Source organism: Microbacterium sp. K2, from assembly GCF_051365005.1.
GTDB lineage: Bacteria > Actinomycetota > Actinomycetes > Actinomycetales > Microbacteriaceae > Microbacterium > Microbacterium foliorum_B.
Genome location: NZ_JBLWII010000001.1, coordinates 977,310 through 998,497 on the forward strand (window position 1 = coordinate 977,310; position 21,188 = coordinate 998,497).

Here is a 21,188-nt window from a genome sequence, read left to right on the forward strand (position 1 = left end):
TCAGAATCGGATGGCGTCGATCACCTTCACGCGCAGTGCGACCAGCGCCGGGATGAAGCCGGCGATGGCGCCCACCAGGATCGACGCCGCGAGACCGACGAAGGCCGCTCGCATCGGGAACGGCGGGATGTCCTGGATGCCGTAGAAGAGCGATGTCACCACCCAATCGGAGCGGAGCACCGCGACCACGATCGCGATGCCGACGAGACCGGCCACCGTGGTCGCCACGAGGCTCTCGAGGAACACCGAGAAGAAGACCCGGCCAGACGTCGCGCCGAACGCGCGACGCACGCCGATCTCACGCACCCGCTGCCGCATCGCGACCAGCTGGATGTTGATCAGGCTCAGCGCTCCGAGCGCGAGGATCACGGCCGCGATGCCCCCGGTGACCATCTCGAACGTCGCCTGTGCATCCAGCGCCCCGGGTTGGGCCGCCCAGTCCGATCGGCTGACCGACACCGTCTGCCCTTCCGGAAGCCCAGCCCGCAGATCCATCGCGAGCACGGGTGCGATCTCATCGACCTGCCCTTGACCCAGCCAGATCTCATACTGCGGCCATGCTCCCTCCGGCAGGGCATCGACGCGAGCACGATAGGCGTCGTAGAGGATGTCGACGCGCAGCTCCTCATCACCGAACCCCTGGCGAGGAACGACGCCCACGACCTGGTACGTGCCCCCCGCCGGCCCCGCGAGCGTCAGCGTCGGGTGCTGCGCGATGGGTGTGCGTCCGATGCGGTCCCACAGCGCCTCGGTGATCACGATGGGAGGCGAGAGCGCGTCGGCATCCGCATCGCGCATCCAGCGTCCCTCGAGCAGCTGCTCGCGGTGGATCTCCGAGTAGAGCGGGTCGATCAATCGCGAGTTGACGTCGACGATGCCGTCAGGGAGCTGCACGGGGACGACCATGCCCTGCGCGATCCGCGCGGTGTGACTGAACTCGAATCGCTCGGCGACCCGGGTGAACCGCTCGTCGAAGGCGTCGAAGTCGACGGGTGCGCCGTCGTCGCTGCTGATCGTGACGACCAGCGTCGCCGCCCGACCGCCCCAACGGTCGGACTGCTCGGCCTGGAACTGGCGCTGATACTCGGAGATCGCGACGACGCCGGTGAGTGCCGCCACCGAGACCGCGATGCCGATCAGGCTGAGCAGCACCCGCAGCTTGTGCACGCGGATCTCCGACCAGGCATCCGAAAGGGCGCCGAGGATGCCGGTCATGACGCTGCTTCCCTGCGCGAGTAGGGCATCGCGGGCATCGTGGCGGGCGCAGATGCCCCCGAGTCCGCACCTGCGGCGGAGGGGACGGAGGCTGCGAGGGTCGAGGCCTCGAAGGCGCGGCTGAGGTCTGCCGTCTCGAGGACTCCCGCGTCGAGCCGGTAGTGCCGTCGGGCACGGGCGGCGACATGGAGGTCGTGCGTGATCGTCACGAGCGCGGCGTCGGTCTCGGTCGCCACCTCGTCGAGCAGAGACATGACCGAGGCACCGGTGTCGATGTCGAGAGCTCCGGTCGGCTCGTCCGCGAGGATCAGCACGGGCCTGCGCACGAGCGCTCGCGCTATCGCGACCCGCTGCTGTTCTCCCCCGGAGAGCCGGTCGGCGATCTGCTCGATCCGGTGACCCAGGCCGACCCGCTCGAGCATGTCGGCGGCGATCTGCCTCCTGTTCCAGAACATCCGCCCCCGGGCGTGCCCGAGCGGCATCATCACGTTGTCGAGCGCCGTGCGTCCGGGCAGCAGATTGAACTGCTGGAAGACGAAGCCGACGTTGTCGCCGCGCAGCCTGTCCAGCCGCCCCGAGCGCATCCGCCGCACTTCGCGGTCTTCGAACGACACGGACCCGGTGGTCGGAGCATCGAGCATCCCGAGGATGTTGAGCAGCGTCGACTTGCCCGAACCAGATCTCCCGACGATCGAGACGTGGTCGCCTGCACTCACCTCGAGCGTGATGCCCCGCAGGATCTCCAGTTCCGAGTCATCGGCGAGCCGTACGCTCTTCGTCACATCGCGGAGCGCGACGAGCGTCACCAGCTGACCCCGCTGTCGCACTGCTCGACTCCGGGCTGGATCTCGTAGCAGAACTCCTCGACCGGTGCAACGAATCCGGGAACGAACTGTCTGATCGACTCGCCCTCTTCGAGGCCGGAGACCACCTCGACCATGGCCCCGTCGTTGACGCCGAGCTCGACCGCTCGCTCCTCGGGTTCGGCGCCGTCGCCGGCATCGACCCAGACATTCCCCGTGCCTGCCCCGCCCTGCACGGCTGTGACGGGGACCACCAGCGCGTCATCGACCTGTCCGAGCGCGAGATCCATCGTCGCGGGCAGACCGGCGAAGACGACCTGGTCGCCGGGCACCGCGCATCTGACGCTCGCCGTTCCCTCGGCGCTCACCTGCACTCGCACTCCGGTGCAGGCGAACGGCGCGGGTCCGCCGGTGATGGTCACCGACGCTTCGGACGGCGCGTTCACCAGGCGATACAGTTGCACCGGTTCCACCGTCGCGAGCAGGTGGTAGCGCGCCGGAGTGAGCGTGAAGATCTCGGTTCCCGCAGACGTCACCTGTCCCTTCACGAGAGAGATCTCAGAGACATCTCCCGCCTCGGACGCGACGACATCCACATCCCTCTTCGGCTCGTCCTGTCTGATCGTGAAGAGCTTCTGGCCGGCCGCGACCGTCGCCCCCTCCGGCACGTGCACCGCGATGACCGTGCCGGTGACCTCGGTGCGCACCGGGAAGGCGTCGTCGCGGGCGACGTTGCCGCTCAGGGTGAGCGCATTCACGACGGATCCACGCTCGACCGGGATGACCGGGTCTCCGATCGACGCCTCAGGACTGACCATCGCCTCGCTGCTGTCCGGGAAGAACGCGATCTTCACGAGAGCTGCCGCGCACGCTCCGAACACGAGCACGAGAAGAAGGGGGAAGATCCAGCGTCGCCAGACGATCACAGCGGCCTTTCCGGCGGCGCCGCCCTGGCGCATCCGCGGTCAGCGTAGCCGCATGCACGGAGGACTCACCGCGGCGGGGCGGCGTGTCTCATCCACCGAAGTGAAGAACTCAGGCGCGAAGCGCCTCATGACGGATCACGAGCCACCCGGCGGGCACAGAGAGCCGTTCCGCGTGCTGGGCGCACAGGTCATGAGCGTTCGGATGCCGCGCCGTACCCAGCGGCCCGAGCGCCGCCATCTGGTCACCGTAGTCGTAGGTGAGCGTCGCCACGGCTTCACGCGCGCAGCCGACCTTCGAGCAGAGTCTTCCGTCCATTCACGCCAGGCTACGTCCAGGTTCTGCGGACGAGCGGATGCCGCGCCGCCCCGGCCGACAGACTCGGCCTAGACTTTCGCTATGCCCCGCCGTCCCCGCACCTCCGATGCACCCCGACGCGGGGCCAGGCACGGACGCCACGGACGCCTCGGACGCAGTGAGGTCGTGCGCCCTCCGCTCGCCCCTCTCGACGGACGCATCGACCGATTCGATCTGACCGTCGGCACGGCTGTGGAGTTCCTCCGCGGCACGTGGCCGGAGCTGCAGGAGGTGCGGTTCGAGATCGGCGCCATGCCGGCGTTCGATGCGACGGACGAGGTGCCGCGCTGGCATCTCGATCACGAGAAGGCGCGGATCGTGCTCTTCCGGCTTCCGATCGAGCGACTGCTGCCGCCAGGCCACGACGACGGCGCTCACCGGAGGATGGCCATCGAGAGCGCCGTCTTCAGAGCCGCGGCGGAGTACGTCGGCCGCGAACCCTGGGACCTCGGCGGTCACGACCACTGAGTCCGGTGATCCCGCCTCATCTACCCATCGTCACGGGTAGACCGTGATGCTCTGCTGCGCCCCTGTCGCGGGCCAGACGGGCCACGCCGCGAGTTCGCCAGGCCCGTTCATCGTGACTGACGCGTGCACGGGTGCCGACGTCGACATCGAGTAGACGGTGCGCGGCTCCACATCGACCGCGGCGGAAGAACCCGCGGGCACGGTGACGTCGATCGGGTCTCCCCCCGCCGCGGCTGCGACCTGCACCACCGCGTCGGCATCCTCGCGGTTGACGAGCACGAGGCGGGGGTTCGGCCCGGAGGGAACAGCCACGTAGACGTCGTCCTCGAGCTCCGGGGCCGGTGTGACCCAGGCGAAGTCGTCCTGCGGGCCGGCGACATCCTGCTGTCTCACGCCGGCGAGCACGGGGTTGTCGGATTCGATGCTCATCGTGTAGCTCCCCGGCGCGAGCGCCGACAGTGAGAGCTCCGTCGGGACATCGGCGGTGAGCGGCACCGCGAACTCGTCGACGATCGTCGAAGATCCGACCTCGCTGACCCGCACCACGGCCGCGGAGTCGACCTCGGGCGACATCAGACGCAGGACCGCCATGTCGGCGTTGTCGCCCTGGTTCTCGAAGACCTCGATGCCCGGAAGCACCGGCTGACGCTGCGCAGCGGGCACGGCATCCTGCAGATCGATCCCCGCGGGATCGAGCGTTCGGGTGAGAGACGACTGCAGCACGGCGCGCACCGGGGCGCCCGTCGCGGTCACCTTGACGATCGGGAAGTCTGAACCGGCAGCGATCGATGTCAGCGGGAGCGCGATCTGCGACTCCGCGGGGACGATCACGGTGCTCGATGCCCGCACCGACCCGTACACGCCGAGCGCCACCGTGGAGGGCACGACGCCCGGATTCGTGAGAACCACGAGGTCTTCTGTCCCGGTGCCGACCGTTCCGCCCACGAGCCATGATTCGATGCTCGCAGGGCGACAGGGAGCCGCGGCGAGGCCGGACAGATCCTCCTCTGCCAGGCTGGCGGATTCCGTCGCGCCGAGCAGCGGCGCTCGGCGCGCGTCGACGGTGCCGACGAGGCGCTGAGCGGATCCACCGTCGGCGAGGTCCCGCGCGGGCAGGGGGCTCGACTCCGGTCGGCCCGACGAGCCCTCGACAGTCAGCTCGGGCGATGCCGCCGACACCATCTCCAGAGGGTTGGACGGATCACGTCCGACGGCGCGGAGGTCTCCGTTGCACACGAGCACGGTGTCGCCCGGAATGGGCGTGACCTGTGCCTGAGCAGGCTCGTGGACGACTGTCGGCCAGGCCGCTGTGACGCCGAACACGACGCCGACAACGCACGCCCCCGCCACGACGGCGCCTGTCAGCACGCGAGCACCGGTGGCCGCCACCCGGAATGCACGGTTACCGGTCATCGTCGCTCCCTCTCGTCCTGTTCGGAGCCTCGATCGACATGATCCGTCGTGCCCGCGGCGTGGTCGGGATCATCGACGGTGTCGCCGGGGTCGATCTCAACGTCCTGGTGCGGACCTCGCGAGGAATCGGCGCCGCGGTGCGCATCGATCTCCTGTGGGTCCGAGGATCCATCGCCCGCCGTCCCGTCGGGCGCAGGAACTCCGGCATCCTCCCGCGACGCACGGGGATCCGCGCGGTCCTGGGTGCCCTCGGGCCCGTCGCGGTCCTCGGGGTGTCGCGGCAGCACGAGCGGCTCTTCCGGCGCACGTCCCACGATGCGAGACCTGGCGCGGGCCGCTCGTCGCGACGCACGCGTCGGCACCGACAGCAGCAGCGCGGCGAGAACGAGCACGAGCTGGGTCGTGATCACCAGGCGGGCCGTGGCCTGCTGAGCGGATGACAATGGCGTGCGCGGCGATGCATCGGCCTCGAGCCGGTAGAGCACACCGCGGTCGGTGGAGCCGGCCTGGACGAATCCGGCCCGCTGGTCGAGCGACGTCACGGCCGCTGTGCGCAGAGAGCGGGCGCGATCCGATTCCTCGCCGGAGACCTGAGCGACGAGGACATAGGAGATCCCCGTCTTCCCCAGCTCATCGGCCGCATCGAAATCCCGCGCCGAGAGCAGGTCGACCGCCAGCGTCGTGAGGTCGGCGCCGCGCAGCTCCGTCGCGGTCGAGAGAATCGTCGTCTGGGCGCTCAGCGTCTCGCTTCCGCCCCATGCGATCTCGGTCGCGAGTCCTCCGTCGTTCTGGGGGGTGAGCACGAGCGTGCCGATCTGACGATCAGCGCCCGCCTGCGCGGCGACGTACGCCGGCAGCGTCGACGCAGGGCCGTCGCGGAGTTCGGAGGAATCCGAGTGGAATGCGGTGAGCGCCGGAACCGCGCATACCGCGATCGCGAGTCCGGCGACCGCTGCGCTGACGACGCGCACCCGTGGCATCGACAGCGCGGTGTCGAGAGTCACGAGAGCGGCCGCCGTGACGCCGATCCAGGCGAGACTGAGACCCGAGCCGGGCCAGATCGCGACGGGCACTCCCTGAGCGAAGGACACCGCGATGCCGACCGCGAGGAAGGCGGTGGCGAGGCCCGAGAGCGCGACGACCAGAAGCGTGATGCCCGCTCGCCAGCGTGGAGCGACCGACGATGCGAGAGCGAGAAGCGCCAGCGGGGCCAGCAGCAGGCCGACCCACGGGGTGAGTTCGACGCCGAGCCACGAGGCCCATCCCGCCATGTCTGCAGTGGGGAACCCCGTGGCCATGGCGAGTCTGCCGGCCGCATCGGCTGTCGCCTGCGGACCGTTCCAGACCGAACCAGGATCCGCGAGCACCGCGAGGACGTCTCCATGGCTGAGCTGCCAGAGCACGAGCGGAGCGAAGAGGGCGACCGCAGGAACAGGCACCCAGAGCAGGCGGACTGCACCACGGATCCGAGCCCCGGCGAGAGTGATGCCGAGCGCCACGATCCACAGCAGCAGGAGCGCCGGCGCGAGCGACGGCGCGCACGCCGCCACCGCGGCGAAGAGGATGGATGCGGCTCCTGCCGCGCCCCACGAACGGTGGGCCACGGCCGCTGCGTGGAAGAGCCACGGCAGGAGCAGGTGCACCAGCACGCCGGTCGGGCGGCCATCGACCAGCGCGGTGAGGAAGGTCGGCGCGAGCGCCCACACGATCCCGGCGAAGATGCGCAGGCCCGCACGATCCGTCACACGCGTGGCGGCGAACCAGCCGCCGAGCACAGCGAGAGGCAGCGCCAGCACCCAGAGCAGCACGAGGGAGAACGAGGGGGCACCCGGCCAGAGCGAGCCGAGCACGGCGAGCACGCCGGCAAACGGATCAGCTGGACCCACGACGTCGACTCCGAGACCGCGCAGCCCCCAGGCGGCATCGCTCCAGAGCGCTCCGACCGTCTCGCGCAGCGGAAGCAGGGCCCCGCCGCCGAGCACCGGCCACGCGACGATCGTGGTGAAGGTCGCCAGGCTGACCACGAGTGCGCCGAGAACCGCCCAGGCGCCGCCGCCGGAGAAGAATCGGAGTTCGCTGGCAGCTCCGCCCTCGCTGCCATGGCCGTCGTCGAGCCGTCGACGCAGATCGGAGCTGCTCGCCCGCAGCGGCGCGATGCTCGACCAGCTCGACGTGCGGAACGAACGGATGCGCGCACGAGACCGAGCGATCGCACCGAAGCGGAACATCGCCGTGACAGCAGCTGCCCACTCGGGAGCGACCGCCTCGGGCCGCTTGCTGACCAGATCGGTCATCGATCGCCAGAGTGCGAGCGGGAGCAGGCTCAACCAGTGCAGCGGCACGGCGATAGCCGGAGCGTAGGCGAGCCGGCGGTGCAGCTGCGCAAGCCTGGTCACGAACGCGCGCCTGCCTCGAGCGGTCGGCAGCGCCGCCGGCCCATCCGGCGAGACCGACACCCTCGCCGACGGCGCGAGCACGACGCGTCCGCCGCCCAGCCTGGCGCGGACTCCGAGATCGAGCCCCTGGTCCGCACCGGCGAGGGCCGGATCCGGCCGCAGCGCGTCGCGGACCTCGCCGCGGATCAGCATGCCGCGGATGTCTGCGCCCAGCGCGTCGTCGCTGCCGTCGTGCTGCCCCTGGTCCAGCTCACCGCCGGCCAGCTCGACGGCACGTCCGAGCGTGGTCATGCTGACTCCGAGGGAGACGATCTCGCGATCGTTGTCCGTCTGCACGAGCTTCGGTGCCACGATCGCCGCAGACGGCGAGCGTTCGAGGGTTCCGACCAGGCGCTCGAGAGCGCGCTCGTGAGGCGCGGTGTCATGTGCGAGCAGCCAGACAGCGCTTCCCTCGAGGACGCGGGGTCTGGCCAGCTCTACAGCGTCGGCGAAGGACGTGTTTCCGCGCGCCTGGATGATGCCTTCGACAGAGCCGGCGATGGCTTCGCTCTCGCGAGCCGAGGCTGCATCGCCGCACATCACCAGGGTGATGGCGGCTGGGGGTGCGGTCTGGGAGCGCAACGCATCGAGTGTGCGGAGCAGCTGCGCGCGGGCGGAAGAACCGGGGCGCGCGACGATGATTGCATGAACTCGGGCTGGCATGACGTGGTCAGCCTAAGCGCGCGGCGGGAGTCCGAGGCATACCCGCCTCGGCGTGGCCGCGATCAGCTCGCGCGACGCTTGAGCTTGCGGCGCTCGCGCTCGGAGAGGCCGCCCCAGATCCCGAAGCGCTCGTCGTTGTTGAGCGCGTACTCGAGGCACTCGCCGCGGACGTCGCACGATGTGCAGATCCTCTTGGCGTCGCGGGTGGATCCGCCCTTCTCGGGGAAGAAGGCCTCGGGATCGGTCTGCGAGCAGAGCGCATCGCTCTGCCACGCCAGAGCGTTGTCGTCGTCGGTCTCGATCTTCCGAACCCCGGGGACACCGAGGTTGATCGGATCGACGAACCAGTTCTCCGGTACGTCTGAACGGTAACCCGTCATCTCGCTCTCCAACCCCTAAATTCCGCCCCCTCGGCGGGCCGTGCTCAACTAATTACACCCGTGTCATTCGCATCGGTCAAGTCGCGGATCGTAAACCCTCAATCCGGTCTTGAAGGTTCTTGACCTCCGCACGGCGTGTCGCACGCCCGCTCAGAAGGTCACCCGTGAGAGGCGGGATCGCCGGGAGAGGCGACGAACGCCTCACCTCGGCCGCTGATCGTCAGGCGCTGCTCATCGGGGGTCGCGAACGCGACCGTGCCGACCGGGACGTCGCGCAGTGCGCCGTCCGCCCCGCTCACCGCGACACGACCGGCAGTGGCGAGGACCATGGTCGGTCCGTCCACGTCGATCACGACGCTCGCGCCGTCGAGCTCGATCCTTCGGAGCGAGAAGTCGGCGACAGGGACCGGATACTCGGTGACCGCATCCGTAGCCACCGGACGCAGCACCGGCACTTCACCCGTCGTCGTGTCGAGGATCGAGAGCAGCTCGGGCACGTCGATGCGCTTGGGAGTGAGTCCCCCGCGCAGCACGTTGTCGCTCGCCGCCATGATCTCGACCCCGAGCCCTGCGATGTAGGCGTGCAGGAGCCCTGCCCGCAGGAAGACACCCTCTCCCCTGCGCAGCACCACGTGGTTCATGAGGAGCGCGACGACCACGCCGGGATCCCCGGGGTAGGTCTCCGAGATCGCAGCCACCCCGCGAATCGCGGTCGCCCACTCCCCTGACGCCGAGCCTGCGGCCGCGTGCACCGAACCGACGATGTCATCCACCACCGCCTGCGCCTCGCCCGACAGCAGCCAGCCGATCGTGTCGCGCAGCACGTCACCGGGGCCGCGGAGACGAGAGGCGAGCTCCTCGACCCCCGCACTGTCCCCCAGCACGTCGAGCAGACGCAGGGTGTCGGCGATGGGGCGCAGCCCGCTCAGAGACTCGAAGCGATCGCTCAGCGCGACGATCAGCTCCGGCTTGTGGTTGTCGTCGCGGTAGTTGCGATTCGGGTCTGTGTCGGCGAGCGCCGACTCCCGTGCCCACCCCGCTCTCGCCTGCTCGATGGTCGGGTGCACCTGGATCGACAGCGGCGACGCGGCAGCGAGCAGCTTCAACAGGTAGGGCAGGGATCCACCGGTGACGGCGTCGAGCGTCCCGTCGCCCTGCACATCCGCGGGGTCCCCCGGGTGGTCGCCGAACCACACCTCCGCCTCAGGGCCGCCCGCGGGGGTGCGGCCCTCCAGATCGGCGAGAAGCGTCGTCGACCCCCAGGCGTAGTCACGGGGCACATTCGAAAGGCTGAGCAGCATGTCACCAGGGTATTGGCATGCGAACTCGCCGTGCCACGGCGCACTGCATCAGGTTCGTCGTGAACTCCGCGCGGTAGCCTGAACGCGATGGCGCAATACACCAAGCACCCGGTCGCCGCCCCGCCCACCGCTCCAGAGCGCGAGTCGACGGGGCATCTTCTGCTGCGCGGGTACATCGGCCTCGTGCTCTTCGCGACCTTCGCGCACTCGGCGGTCTACAACCTCGTGGGCGAGATCGGCGCGTTCGTCACGCTCATCGCGTTCCTGATCGCCACGCTCGCCATCGGCGTTCCGATGGTCGCCCGTCGCCGTCCCGCCGCGTTCGCCTGGCGCCGCCTGCCGTGGGCCGCGATCGCATACACCGCGCTGGCCCTGCTCTCGATCGCGTGGTCGCAGTGGCGAGGAGCGACAGTCGTCACCTGGGTCCTGCTCGCGACCGTCACAGTGAACGCCCTGTTCATCGTGCACGTGCTGTCGTGGCAGGAGATCGTGCGGGCGCTCGCCTCCGCGTTCAAGTGGATTCTCGGGTTGTCCCTCGCGATCGAGCTGTGGGTCGCCCTCGTCGTGCGCGCTCCGATCCTGCCGAACTTCTTCGTCCGCCCCGAGGGCGAGACGAATGCGCACTGGTACTGGGTCAGGGGCAACCTGCTCGACGGCGGCCGCATCCAGGGGATCGTGGGCAACTCCAATGTGCTCGCCATCGTCTGCCTGTTCGCGATCCTCACCTTCGGCGTGCTCTTCGCCGCCCGCGCCCGGTGGCGCACGACCCTTGCCCTCTGGACTCTGCTGGCGGGCTTCTTCTTCCTCCGAGCCGGGTCGGCCACCGCATACGCGTGCGCGGCGGCCGCGGCCCTGGTGCTCGTCGTGGCGCTGCTGATGCGCCGCACGAAGACCCCGGGCGCGCGAACCAGGCTCTACGTGGTGTTCATCGGCGGCACCGTGATCGCCGGAGCCGCAGTCTGGCTGCTGCGGGAACCGCTCTTCGCCCTGCTGGGGCGCAGCGCAGATCTGACCGGCCGCTCCGATAAGATCTGGGACCAGGTCCTCGCGCGTGCAGCCGAGCACCCGATCTTCGGCAACGGCTTCTCGAGCCCCTGGGTTCCGTTCGACCCGGCCTTCGCCGGGTGGATCGAGGATCACGGCATCACCGTCTTCCATGCGCACAACATGTGGCTCGACGTGCTGATGCAGCTCGGCGTCGTCGGCGTCGTCCTCGTGGCGCTCGCCTACCTCAGTCTGCTCTGGCGTTCGTGGTTCTTCGCGGTCGACCGACCTCGCTGGGATCTGAAGTCCGACCGCAGCTTCTCGTCGATCACGTTGCTCCCGAGCCTCTTCACCGTCGTGCTGCTCGTGCAGGGGCTCACCGAATCGACGCCCATCATGCTCTGGGGCTGGATGCTGCTGGTGCTGCTGACCTTCAAGATCAAGGTCGTGCCCCTGGTCGGCGTGGGCGAACGTGAGCGCGTGATCGAGCGCGGCGAGCGAAGCCGGCGGGTTCCGTGACGCCGCAGCGTCGTCTGAGCGACCTGCTCGGCTCGGCCGAGTTCGCTCGTGCGTACACGGTGGCGGTTCTCACCGCGGTCTTCTCGTCCTTCACGATCGAAGCCGCGGCCTCGCACGTGACCCTCGCCACGGTCATCGCGGTGCTGTGCCTGCTGGGCGCCTGCGTCCTGTGGGTGCGACGAGAAGAGCTCTCGCTGCTGCGCATCGCTCCGTCGTCGCTCCTGGCCTTCCTCGCCTGGGCGGCCATCAGCATCGTGTGGTCACCCGACAAGTCGGCCACCGCCTTCGGGTGGATGGAGCTCGTCGGATTCGCGTTCCTCGCGGTGACGGTCGGTCACATCCGCGACACGCTCCAGACCGTGCGAGCTCTCGGAGACTCGCTGAGGTTCCTCCTGCTCGTGTCGCTCGGCCTGGAGATCCTCTCCGGAGTGCTGCTCGACACTCCCTTCATGTTCCTCGGAATCCAGGGCGACCTGGCCGTCGGAGGTCCGGTGCAGGGGATCTTCGGCAGCAGGAACATGCTCGGATTCGTCACCGTCATCGCGCTCATCACGTTCGTGATCGAGTGGCGGACGCAGTCGTTGACGGCTCGCATCGCGATCCCGTCGATCGCGCTCGCGTCTCTGCTGGCGTTCTTCTCGTCCTCCCCCACTGTGCTGGTGCTCGCGGCCGCGGTCGGCGTCGTCACCGTCGCTCTCGCGATCGTCCGTCATGCACCTGCGGAAAGACGGACCATCGTGCAGTGGGTGCTCGGCGCTCTCGTCGCCCTCGCCCTCGCTGCGGCCTTCGCCCTGCGCCACGTGATCATCGCGCTGCTCGACGCGGGCTCCGACTTCTCGATCCGAGCGACCCTGTGGAACACGATCCTCGATTTCGTCGCTCTCAAGCCTGTGGAGGGCTGGGGCTGGTTCGGGTCCTGGGCCCGCGGCGAGTTCCCCTTCACCTACATCAATTTCCTGCTCGACGACCACCATCAGAGCGCGCTGAACGCCTACTTCGACGTCCTGCTGCAGTTGGGCGCGGCAGGGCTCGTGCTCTTCCTCCTGTTCGGCGGAATCGCCACCATTCGGTCGTGGCTCGTCGCGAGCGTGCGACGTTCGGTCGTCTACGCCTGGACACCTCTCATGCTCGTCACTCTCGCGGTGGAGTCGATGTTCGAGAGCTTCACCCTGGTCGGCGCGGGATGGTTCATGCTGGTCCTGTGCGCTCTGCGGGCCGGGCAGACGAGGTCGTGGCGCGAGAGCATCGATGCCGCGCACACCGGCGCGATCCCCACCCTGGGCCCCGAACGCTGATCTCTCCGACGCGCCCTCGGCGGATTCCGAACTGCGCCGGGTAGGGTGGACCTGCTCGCGGCGCCCTGCGGGCCCCCAGCCTCCGGAGATTTCACCTCGTGACTCACGCCCCCTTCGACCCGGCATCCGCGACGATCGTCATCGTCACGTACAACCGGTCCCACCTCCTGACCGGTCTCCTCGAGAGCATCACCGCGATGGACCCGAAGCCGGGCCATGTGGTGATCATCGACAACGCCTCGTCCGACGACACCACCGATGTCGTGGAGTCCTTCCGCCCGAAGCTCGGCACGGAGATCGTCTACCGCCGACTCGAGACGAACACGGGCGGATCGGGGGGCTTCAGCGAGGGTATGCGCACCGCATACGAGCTCGGCTCCGAATGGATCTGGATGATGGACGACGACGTCGAGGTCGTCACCGACGGTCTGGCCAAGATGGGCAGATGGGCTCCGCGCTTCAAGAGCATCCAGGGCCGCCGCTACGACTACGACGGCAGCGAGTTCTACTGGCAGTACCGGATCGCCGAGCGCATGGGCATCCCCATCCCGTTCGCACCGTCGGGTTTCGACGCGTCCGGCTTCAAGGAGATGAACAGCGGATGCTTCGAGGGGATGTTCATCCACCGGTCCATAGTCAAGCAGATCGGTCTGCCCGACCACCGCTTCTTCATCTACTGGGACGACCAGATGTACGGGTGGCTCGCCTCACGCAAGACCACTGCGGTGATCGTCGACGAGTTCGTGCTGCGACGCACTCGCGAGATCAAGCAGTGGGACATGGGCATCCGCCATATGAATGCGTCGAGCAACGCCTACCGGTTCTACATCATGCGCAACCGGGCCTACATCAAGCACTACTACCGCGTGCACGGCAACTACAACCCTGTGCTGTTCGGACTCGGGACGTCGATGACCTTCGCGAAGGAACTCATCCGTCTGCTGTTCGTCGAGCGCACGGTGCGCGGAACGAGCAATCTGTTCCGGGGGCTCAAGGAGGGCGGCAAGCTCAGCCGCGATCGCTCCTGGAAGCCCATGCCCGCTCTGGAGGAATGACACCATGACCGACGACACACAGCCGGACCTCCGCTGGGCCCCGCTGGAGCCGAAGCCGAGCAATCGCGGTCGGGTCTGGCTCATCGTCGGACTCGTCGTCGCCGCACTCGTCATCGTGGGCGTGCTGCTGTTCTTCCTCCTTCCGCGCGGAGAGTCGCCGGCTCCCGGCGCCAGCGGGTCGCCCTCCCCTTCGGCATCGGCGTCAACGTCACCGTCGGTGTCGCCCTCGTCGTCGCCGACGCCGACCCAGACCGAGGTTCCCCCGCCGACGGTGGCGCCCGTGCCGACGACGCCGGTCACGGCCCCGCCGCCTGCCGCAGACCCCTCGGTCGACGCCTTCCGCGGACAGGTGCAGGGATGGCTCGATGACGCTCTGACCGGGCTTCAGATCGCGAGCGAGACCAGCGGTCAGGACGCGACGTCCGTGATCGAGAGTCTTCAGGCCGACGCCCAGCGGCTCGGAGAGACCGCTCCTCCCGGGTCCATCGAATCCGCGTGGGGAGCCGCTCTGAACGACTACATCCATGCGCTCAGCGCAGTGCATTCGGACGTCGCAGCGGGCGCCCCTGCGACAGTCGACGGCGCACGCTCTGCCGTCAACCAGCTGCGCGGCATCGTCGGGCTCTGACCGAGAGGTCGAATCCCGCGTCGGGCGGGCTCAGTCGACGCTGGACTCGAGGCGGCGCAGGCGCTCCTCGTAGTGCGCGGCGAGTTCGAGCCGGATTCGCGAGCGCTCGTGTTCGGCCTGTGCACGGCTGAGCGCCCCGTCGGCATCCAGGTCCCCCGCATCGAGCCGCACTCGCAGCCACTCGAAACGCTGCTCGAGCGCCGCGACCTGCGGGGCGATGCGATCGAACTCGGACCTGATGTACGAGAAGTCGGCCTGAGTGCCGGCGAGGCGTGCCTCGTAGTCGCGCTGCGCGTTCTCGAACTGCTCGAGGGCGCGCCCGATTCTGGCGTCCACTCTCACATCCACACGGCGTTCGACGACGGCGTCCAGTCTGCGACGGAGTCGGTTCAGCATTCAGTCCTCAATCATTCGGGTGATTGTCGATGGTCGGTGAAGTTCAGCGGTGATAGCTGACGCGGCCTGATTCGATCCAGCCCCGCACGAGCTCCGATTCCAGGTCGATCCGGTGCTCTGCCCCCACAGCCGAGGGATCACCGTAAGCGTGGTTCCAGGATGTCTGATCCGGGGCGTCGACGAACGAGAACCCGGCGGCATCGACCCGAGCCTCAGGGAACAGGCGCGTCGCGATCCACAGCATCACGGTTCCCGTCGTCGCCCACTGTCCACCGCTGCGGGGATCAGCTCCCATCGCCTCGCCGAGAGGAAGCACCACTTCACGGTTCGGCATCGTCACGATCCCGAGGTCTGCGGGCCAGAAGGCGGGAAGCTTGGGATTCTCCCAGAGCAGTCGTCCCGGTTCGATCATCAGATAGAGGCGCTCGGTATAGCCCTCGAAGAACCAGGGGGTCGGGCGCACACCCCGGTTGAACACGACGACGTCGGCGCGGTGTCCGACCGACGGTGCACCGTCGACGTCGTCCACTCGAAAGCCGTTGACTCGGAACACGACGTCCGCGGTGTCGATCATCTCGGCCCGCTCGTCGGACGGCTCGAGCGGCTGGTTGCCGACGACGGCGATCCGGCGCACCGTTGCGGTTCGCCCGTATGCACTGACGAGCGGACGGAGTCGGTCATAGAACTCGGCCTCACCGGCCATCGCCCTGTCATCACCGACAAGATCCGTCGCATGCCCCATGAGACCTCAGCTTAGGGCACGCCGTCACCGACCCCGGCGGCACCGCGGTGAGTCCGCCGCAGGACGCGTCTAGAGTTGTCGGCGTGACTTCTTCGCAGACCATCCAGCTCTCCACCGCAAGCATCGGCGCCGGGTCGCCGGTGTTCACCATCGCTGAGATGTCGGGAAACCACAATGGCGACATCGATCGCGCACTCGCGATCGTCGACGCCGTCGCCGCCACGGGTGCCGATGCCCTGAAGATCCAGACGTACACCGCCGACACTCTCACGATCGATTCGGACAGACCCGCCTTCCAGGTCGCGAGTGACCACGGTCTCTGGGGCGGCCGCAATCTGTATTCCCTGTATCAGGAGGCGCATACGCCGTGGGAGTGGCACGCGCCGATCTTCGAGCGCGCACGGAGCCACGGACTCATCCCGTTCTCCACTCCGTTCGACCCGAGCTCGGTCGCGTTCCTCGAGGAGCTCGGCGTGGAGATGTACAAGACGGCATCCGCCGAGATCGTCGACCTGCCGTTACTCCGCGAGATCGCCCGCACCGGCAAGCCGATGATCGTGTCCACCGGCATGGCGACGCTGTCCGAGATCGACGCAGCCGTCAGCGCCATCCGCGGCGCCGGCGGCACCGAGCTGGTGCTCCTGGCCTGCACGGCCGCCTACCCCGCGGTTCCCGAAGAGGCACGATTGGGCAACATCGAGGCGCTGCGGAACGCATTCGACGTTCCCGTGGGGCTCTCGGACCACACGCTCGGCATCGGAGTCGCAGTCGCGTCTGCAGCCCTCGGTGCAGTCGTGATCGAGAAGCACGTCACGCTCGACCGCGCGGATGGCGGCGTCGACGCGGATTTCTCTCTCACGCCCGACGAGTTCCAGGCCCTCGTCGTCGCGTCCGAACAGGCACGTATCGCGTCGGCGAGCGGTGTGTCGTTCGGACCGACCGCCCAGGAAGAGGCGGTTCTCGCCCTTCGCCGGTCTCTGTTCGTGGTCGCCGACGTGCGTGCCGGTGACAGTGTGAGCCCCGAGAACGTGCGGTCGATCCGCCCCGCCGGAGGGCTGCGCCCCGATGATTTCGCCCTTGTGAGCGGACGCACGTTCACGCGAGACGTCGAACGCGGCACGCCACTGACCTGGGATGTCCTCTAGATCAGGCTGCTATGACAGTCGCCATCTCGCCAGCGTGAGGAAGCCGTCTTCATCCGCGGGCAGATGCGGAAGATAGCCCGCGCGTTCGAACAGTCGACGAGACGCGGCGTTGTCGCGGTGCACCGCAGCGACCAGGCGAATCGGGGGCTCTGCGGTGAGCGCGCTCTCCGCCGCGTGGACAGCCGAGGCGGCGACACCGCGTCCACGACTATCCGGAGCGACGGTGATCGAGATCTCCCAGTCGTCCGCCGACCTCCTGTCCCAGCGGCAGGTGGCGACCGGCATCCCGTCTGATTCGATCACGAGGAGCCGACGGTCAGGATCCTCCAGGCTTCTCGCGAGCCAGTCACGGTGCGATCCCCAGTCGATCTCGCCGCGCGAGCGCGAATTGACTCGGACAGTCGGATCGTTGCGCCACTCGAAGAGCTTCTGCCCGTCGTCGAGGGTCGCAGGGCGAGCGATCACAGCAGGCCCAGGTGCGATGTGGGGCCGCGAGCGCAGAAGCTGCTCCCATGCGGCCACGATCCGCCAGCTTCCGAGCCCGTCGACGATCCGCTTCAGGGCGGCAGCCGTCTCGGCGAGCGATTCCGGCGAATCGAGAAGATCGGCGAGCAGGCCGATGCGCTCGTCGAGGGTCTGATGGGGCGGCTCTCCCAGGCCGATGGCGAGCCCCCGCTCGACGACCTGGCGGTAGCCGGTTCGCTGGTTGTCCGCCACACAGACGAGTGCCATCGGCAGTCCCATGCACGCGAAGTCCCAGACGGAGGTACCGGCCGCGGTCACGGCGAGATCATGGCCCCGGGCGACCGCGGGGAGGTCGTCGACGAAACCCAGTACCTCGACGGAGTGACGCGAGGTCTCGGCCGCCGAGCGCACTCCATCGCTGCGCCGGGGGTCGATCACGGTGATCTGCAGCCTGGCGGGCAGACGATCGAACGCGGCGACGACGCGAGCGGTCACACCGTGGGGATCCGTCCCGCCCATCACGACCAGCACCCGAGGCACGGCCGAGGGCGTCGTCCGCACCTCGCGCTGCGCGAGCACCTGCGCACGCACGACCGCGGCGTCGATCCCCGCCAGATGGCTGAGGCTGCGCTGAGGACTCGCGAAGGTGCGCTCGGATGCCAGGTTGGCATCGATCGCCAGGTCCGCATCACGCACGCCGAACGGACCGTCCTGCATGTTGCTGATCAGCGGCCCGAGGGACGAGAGATCGGGAATCTCCCGGTAGCTGTCCAGATGGATCACATCGGCGCCGCGCGCGAGATCGGCGAAGTCGCCGAGGTTCGCCGCGGGCCCCTGCGTCGTGAACAGCTCCAGCTCCGGTTCCATCCTGCGCAGGATGCCCGCACCGGCCTCGTCGACATCGCCGAACACCGACGCCGACCATCCACGGTCGCGCGCGACGCGGGCGACCGTGAGAGTGCGCATCAGGTGTCCCATGCCTGACTCGACACCGGCGTTGCAGTGCAGGAGGACCCGTCGCCCACTCATCGCACGTCCCTCTCCTCCAGGGCGCGCCTGCGCCCACCCGATAGGATAGGCCGGGCATGGAACAACCCGAGCATCCATGCCATCACGACAACGCTGAGGAGACAGAGTGTCGGTTCTCGAGGGCGCGAGCATCCTCATCACTGGCGGCACCGGGTCATTCGGCAAGGCGTTCATACGCCACGCCCTGACCCACCTCAACCCCCGGCGGCTGGTCATCTTCTCGCGGGACGAACTCAAGCAGTACGAGGTGCGACAGCAGTTCGGCGACGACCCCCGGCTGCGATGGTTCATCGGCGACATCCGCGATGAGAGGCGTCTCGCGCGCGCGCTGCACGGCGTCGACTACGTGGTGCATGCCGCTGCGCTCAAGCAGGTGGACACGGCGGAGTACAATCCGTTCGAGTTCGTCAAGACGAACATCCTGGGCAGCCAGAACGTGATCGAGGCATCGATCGACGCCGGCGTGAAGCGCGTCGTGGCGCTCTCGACCGACAAGGCCTCGAGCCCGATCAACCTGTACGGCGCGACCAAGCTCACCGCCGACAAGCTCTTCATCACGGGCAATCACTACGCCGCCGCGTACGACACGCGGTTCGCCGTCGTGCGTTACGGCAACGTCATGGGATCCCGCGGGTCGGTCATCCCGTTCTTCTCTCGACTGGGCGCCGAGGGCAAGCCGCTCCCGATCACCGATCTGCGGTGCACCCGGTTCTTCATCACGCTCCCCCAGGCCGTCGAGATGGTGGTCGACACATTCGAGCTCATGCAGGGCGGCGAGCTCCTCGTCCCCCGCATCCCCTCGATGAAGGTCACTGACCTCGCCCACGCCGTCGTGCCGGGAGCCGAGCTCGTCGACGTGGGTCTGCGCCCGGGCGAGAAGCTCCATGAAGAGATGATCAGCCCGGAAGAGGGCCGCCGCGCGGTGACGGTCAGCGACGGCAAGTACTTCATCATCCAACCCGACCTCGCCTCATGGGGCTATCAGATGCCCGCAGGTGCTGTGCCGGTGCCCGAGGGCTTCGCCTATCGTTCGGACAGCAACGACCGGTGGTATTCGCAGCAGGAGATCGCGGAGATCATCGAGGCGGGGATCTGACGGTGCTGCCGTACGGGCGTCAGTCGATCTCGGAGGACGACATCCAGGCCGTCGTCGAGGTGCTCCGCGGCGACTGGCTCACGACGGGACCAGCAGTGGCCGCCTTCGAGGCGCGGCTCGGCGAGGTCGCCGGCGGTCACCGGGCAATCACAGCGACCTCGGGAACCGCGGCGCTCCACATGGCGTACGGTGCCGCAGGAGTCACCCGGGGCGACACTGTCATCTCGACCCCCATGACCTTCATCGCCACCACCGCGATGGCGTCGGTCCTCGGGGCGAACATCGTCTTCGCGGATGTCGAAGAAGACACAGCGCTGATCGACCCGGATGCGGTCGACGCGCTCGTGGACGAGCGGACCAAGGTGATCGCCGCCGTCGATTACGCGGGCCACCCTGCGGACTACGACAGGCTCTCCGCCGCGGCCGGGCGAGTCGACGCGCTCGTGCTCGACGACGCCGCTCATTCGATCGGCAGCACGTACAAGGGTCGACCCGTGGGCGACCTCGCAGACCTGACCACGTTCTCGTTCTTCCCCACCAAGAACCTCACGACGGGCGAGGGCGGCGCTCTCGTCGCCAAGGATCCGCTGATCGCGCAGCGCGCCCACGAGTTCCACTTCATCGGACTCGTGCGCGACGCCGACCGATTCGCGATGACGACCGAGGGTGCCTGGCATCAGGAGGTCCACGAGTTCGGCTTCAACTACCGCCTCGATGACATCGCCTGCGCACTCGGTCTCTCCCAGTTGGCGCGGCTCGACACGTTCAGGCGGCGACGCGCCGAGATCACTCGTCGTTACGACGCGGCTCTCTCGGGCGTCGACGGGGTTCGCACGCCGATCCAGCGCGACGACGTCGAGCTGATCCGGCATCTCTACCCGGTGCGCATCCTCGACCAGCGCCGACGGGAGGTCTTCGACCGGATGCGTGCAGACGGCATCGGGGTGCAGGTCAACTACATGCCCGTGTACTGGCACCCCGTCTATGCGGATGCCGGCTACCGCCGCGGCATGTGCCCCAATGCTGAAGCCTTCTATGCCGAGGAGCTCTCGCTCCCCATCCACCCGGAGCTCACCGACGACCAGGTCGACCAGGTCGTCGACTCGCTCGTCAGGGCTCTCCGTTGACTCGCATCGGGATCATCACCCAGGCACGGATGACCAGCAGCCGCCTGCCGGGAAAGGTGCTGATCCCGGCCGGCGGCCGGTCGATGCTCGATCACCATCTCGACAGGCTCGTCACGACCGATCTGCCCGTCGTCCTCGCCACCACGACGAACGCCGCTGACGACTCTCTCGCGGCCCTGGGGCACGCGCGAGGGGTCGAGGTCTTCCGCGGCAGCGAGGTCGACGTGCTGAGTCGGTTCGCCGGGGCGGCGTCTTCCGCGGGGTTCGATGTCGTCGTCCGAGTGACCTCGGACTGCCCTCTGATCGACCCCGCGCTGATCGCCGAAGGCATCCGCCGGTTCGTCGATCTGGATGATCCTCACGCCCACGTCTCCAACGTCCTCGAGCGGACCTACCCGCGCGGGTTCGACTTCGAGGTCTTCTCTGCGTCCGCCCTCGCCGACGCCGACAGGAACGCCACCGAGCCGGCCGAGCGCGAACACGTCACCCCGTACCTCTACACGGGACGTTCGCCGCGTTCGAGCATCCACTCGATCACCCGGCAGATCGATGCCTCACGGTACCGAGTGACCCTGGACACCCCAGAGGACCTGACTGTCATTCGCGCGCTCATCGAGGACCACGGTGCCGCCGTGCTGGACGTCTCCGAGATCGTGGCCGTCCTCGACGCGCATCCGGAACTCGCCGCGGTCAACGCGCACGTGGAGCAGAAGAAACTCGGCGAATGACCGAAGGAGCGGCCGCCCGC

The 21,188-nt window shown here is 68.4% G+C and carries 20 protein-coding genes; 9 read left to right on the forward strand and 11 right to left on the reverse strand.

Annotated features, from left to right (window positions below):
- From ACLKOY_RS04980 to ACLKOY_RS04995, 4 genes are all read right to left on the reverse strand, one after another.
- Positions 1–1,215, reverse strand: coding sequence for an ABC transporter permease (locus ACLKOY_RS04980; RefSeq protein ID WP_436452684.1), 1,215 nt, complete (start codon positions 1,213–1,215; stop codon positions 1–3).
- A complete protein-coding gene (locus tag ACLKOY_RS04985) occupies positions 1,212–2,021 on the reverse strand; it encodes an ABC transporter ATP-binding protein (RefSeq protein WP_436452685.1) in 810 nt (269 codons plus the stop codon). The genes ACLKOY_RS04980 and ACLKOY_RS04985 overlap by 4 nt, the downstream gene beginning before the upstream one ends.
- Positions 2,018–2,977 carry an efflux RND transporter periplasmic adaptor subunit gene (locus ACLKOY_RS04990; protein WP_436452686.1) on the reverse strand — a complete coding sequence of 320 codons (960 nt, stop codon included), beginning with the start codon at positions 2,975–2,977 and terminating at the stop codon, positions 2,018–2,020. The genes ACLKOY_RS04985 and ACLKOY_RS04990 overlap by 4 nt, the downstream gene beginning before the upstream one ends.
- A 76-nt stretch (positions 2,978–3,053) precedes the next feature.
- Entirely contained in the window at positions 3,054–3,260 is a 207-nt protein-coding gene (locus tag ACLKOY_RS04995) for a DUF3499 family protein (RefSeq protein ID WP_436452687.1), read from the reverse strand.
- A gap of 165 nt (positions 3,261–3,425) precedes the next feature.
- On the opposite strand from ACLKOY_RS04995, the gene ACLKOY_RS05000 reads away from it, so the two are divergent.
- Positions 3,426–3,767 carry a metallopeptidase family protein gene (locus ACLKOY_RS05000; RefSeq protein ID WP_436454093.1) on the forward strand — a complete coding sequence of 114 codons (342 nt, stop codon included), beginning with the start codon at positions 3,426–3,428 and terminating at the stop codon, positions 3,765–3,767.
- 30 nt (positions 3,768–3,797) lie between these two features.
- Here the strand turns inward: ACLKOY_RS05000 and ACLKOY_RS05005 are convergent, their stop codons facing one another.
- From ACLKOY_RS05005 to manA, 4 genes are all read right to left on the reverse strand, one after another.
- Positions 3,798–5,180, reverse strand: a complete 1,383-nt coding sequence (locus ACLKOY_RS05005) for a DUF5719 family protein (protein WP_436452688.1) — start codon at positions 5,178–5,180, stop codon at positions 3,798–3,800.
- Positions 5,177–8,278 carry a glycosyltransferase gene (locus ACLKOY_RS05010; protein WP_436452689.1) on the reverse strand — a complete coding sequence of 1,034 codons (3,102 nt, stop codon included), beginning with the start codon at positions 8,276–8,278 and terminating at the stop codon, positions 5,177–5,179. Before ACLKOY_RS05010 ends, ACLKOY_RS05005 begins: the two co-directional genes overlap by 4 nt.
- A gap of 62 nt (positions 8,279–8,340) precedes the next feature.
- Positions 8,341–8,658 (reverse strand): WhiB family transcriptional regulator, encoded by a 318-nt coding sequence (locus ACLKOY_RS05015; protein ID WP_079112584.1) that lies wholly within the window; start codon positions 8,656–8,658, stop codon positions 8,341–8,343.
- A gap of 158 nt (positions 8,659–8,816) precedes the next feature.
- Positions 8,817–9,959, reverse strand: a complete 1,143-nt coding sequence (manA, locus tag ACLKOY_RS05020; protein WP_436452690.1) for a mannose-6-phosphate isomerase, class I — start codon at positions 9,957–9,959, stop codon at positions 8,817–8,819.
- A gap of 87 nt (positions 9,960–10,046) precedes the next feature.
- Here manA and ACLKOY_RS05025 point away from each other — a divergent pair, with 87 nt between their 5' ends.
- The 4 genes from ACLKOY_RS05025 to ACLKOY_RS05040 all read left to right on the forward strand — a co-directional run bounded on the left by ACLKOY_RS05025 (position 10,047) and on the right by ACLKOY_RS05040 (position 14,440).
- Positions 10,047–11,462, forward strand: a complete 1,416-nt coding sequence (locus tag ACLKOY_RS05025) for an O-antigen ligase family protein (RefSeq protein WP_436452691.1) — start codon at positions 10,047–10,049, stop codon at positions 11,460–11,462.
- Complete coding sequence (locus ACLKOY_RS05030) at positions 11,459–12,757, forward strand: O-antigen ligase family protein (RefSeq protein WP_436452692.1); 1,299 nt, start codon at positions 11,459–11,461, stop codon at positions 12,755–12,757. Before ACLKOY_RS05025 ends, ACLKOY_RS05030 begins: the two co-directional genes overlap by 4 nt.
- Positions 12,758–12,855: 98 nt before the next feature.
- Positions 12,856–13,812 carry a glycosyltransferase family 2 protein gene (locus tag ACLKOY_RS05035; RefSeq protein ID WP_436452693.1) on the forward strand — a complete coding sequence of 319 codons (957 nt, stop codon included), beginning with the start codon at positions 12,856–12,858 and terminating at the stop codon, positions 13,810–13,812.
- Between the two features lie 4 nt (positions 13,813–13,816).
- Positions 13,817–14,440, forward strand: coding sequence for a hypothetical protein (locus ACLKOY_RS05040; RefSeq protein WP_436452694.1), 624 nt, complete (start codon positions 13,817–13,819; stop codon positions 14,438–14,440).
- Between the two features lie 30 nt (positions 14,441–14,470).
- Here ACLKOY_RS05040 and ACLKOY_RS05045 read toward each other — a convergent pair whose 3' ends face one another.
- Both ACLKOY_RS05045 and ACLKOY_RS05050 read right to left on the reverse strand, forming a co-directional pair.
- On the reverse strand, positions 14,471–14,776 hold the full coding sequence (locus tag ACLKOY_RS05045; protein WP_436452695.1) for a hypothetical protein: 306 nt from the start codon (positions 14,774–14,776) through the stop codon (positions 14,471–14,473).
- A 103-nt stretch (positions 14,777–14,879) separates the two neighbouring features.
- On the reverse strand, positions 14,880–15,578 hold the full coding sequence (locus ACLKOY_RS05050) for a hypothetical protein (protein WP_436452696.1): 699 nt from the start codon (positions 15,576–15,578) through the stop codon (positions 14,880–14,882).
- 83 nt (positions 15,579–15,661) lie between these two features.
- Here ACLKOY_RS05050 and pseI point away from each other — a divergent pair, with 83 nt between their 5' ends.
- Positions 15,662–16,723, forward strand: coding sequence for a pseudaminic acid synthase (gene pseI, locus ACLKOY_RS05055; RefSeq protein WP_436452697.1), 1,062 nt, complete (start codon positions 15,662–15,664; stop codon positions 16,721–16,723).
- A 9-nt stretch (positions 16,724–16,732) separates the two neighbouring features.
- On the opposite strand, the gene ACLKOY_RS05060 is transcribed toward pseI, so the two are convergent.
- Positions 16,733–18,217, reverse strand: a complete 1,485-nt coding sequence (locus tag ACLKOY_RS05060; protein ID WP_436452698.1) for a GNAT family N-acetyltransferase — start codon at positions 18,215–18,217, stop codon at positions 16,733–16,735.
- Between the two features lie 106 nt (positions 18,218–18,323).
- On the opposite strand from ACLKOY_RS05060, the gene pseB reads away from it, so the two are divergent.
- From pseB to ACLKOY_RS05075, 3 genes are read left to right on the forward strand one after another with little or no spacing between them, the layout of a single operon-like run.
- Positions 18,324–19,313, forward strand: a complete 990-nt coding sequence (gene pseB / locus ACLKOY_RS05065) for a UDP-N-acetylglucosamine 4,6-dehydratase (inverting) (protein ID WP_363571149.1) — start codon at positions 18,324–18,326, stop codon at positions 19,311–19,313.
- A gap of 2 nt (positions 19,314–19,315) precedes the next feature.
- Complete coding sequence (locus tag ACLKOY_RS05070) at positions 19,316–20,440, forward strand: DegT/DnrJ/EryC1/StrS family aminotransferase (protein ID WP_436452699.1); 1,125 nt, start codon at positions 19,316–19,318, stop codon at positions 20,438–20,440.
- Positions 20,437–21,168, forward strand: a complete 732-nt coding sequence (locus tag ACLKOY_RS05075; protein WP_436452700.1) for a cytidylyltransferase domain-containing protein — start codon at positions 20,437–20,439, stop codon at positions 21,166–21,168. The genes ACLKOY_RS05070 and ACLKOY_RS05075 overlap by 4 nt, the downstream gene beginning before the upstream one ends.
- Positions 21,169–21,188: the final 20 nt, after the last annotated feature.

Bases quoted from the DNA above. Each gene is read 5' to 3' on its own strand.
- ACLKOY_RS04980 (WP_436452684.1), bottom strand. From the start codon at position 1,215: ATGACCGGCATCCTCGGCGCCCTTTCGGATGCCTGGTCGGAGATCCGC.
- ACLKOY_RS04990 (WP_436452686.1), bottom strand. From the start codon at position 2,977: ATGCGCCAGGGCGGCGCCGCCGGAAAGGCCGCTGTGATCGTCTGGCGA.
- ACLKOY_RS04995 (WP_436452687.1), bottom strand. From the start codon at position 3,260: ATGGACGGAAGACTCTGCTCGAAGGTCGGCTGCGCGCGTGAAGCCGTG.
- ACLKOY_RS05005 (WP_436452688.1), bottom strand. From the start codon at position 5,180: ATGACCGGTAACCGTGCATTCCGGGTGGCGGCCACCGGTGCTCGCGTG.
- ACLKOY_RS05010 (WP_436452689.1), bottom strand. From the start codon at position 8,278: ATGCCAGCCCGAGTTCATGCAATCATCGTCGCGCGCCCCGGTTCTTCC.
- ACLKOY_RS05015 (WP_079112584.1), bottom strand. From the start codon at position 8,658: ATGACGGGTTACCGTTCAGACGTACCGGAGAACTGGTTCGTCGATCCG.
- manA (WP_436452690.1), bottom strand. From the start codon at position 9,959: ATGCTGCTCAGCCTTTCGAATGTGCCCCGTGACTACGCCTGGGGGTCG.
- ACLKOY_RS05025 (WP_436452691.1), top strand. From the start codon at position 10,047: ATGGCGCAATACACCAAGCACCCGGTCGCCGCCCCGCCCACCGCTCCA.
- ACLKOY_RS05040 (WP_436452694.1), top strand. From the start codon at position 13,817: ATGACCGACGACACACAGCCGGACCTCCGCTGGGCCCCGCTGGAGCCG.
- ACLKOY_RS05050 (WP_436452696.1), bottom strand. From the start codon at position 15,578: ATGGGGCATGCGACGGATCTTGTCGGTGATGACAGGGCGATGGCCGGT.
- ACLKOY_RS05060 (WP_436452698.1), bottom strand. From the start codon at position 18,217: ATGAGTGGGCGACGGGTCCTCCTGCACTGCAACGCCGGTGTCGAGTCA.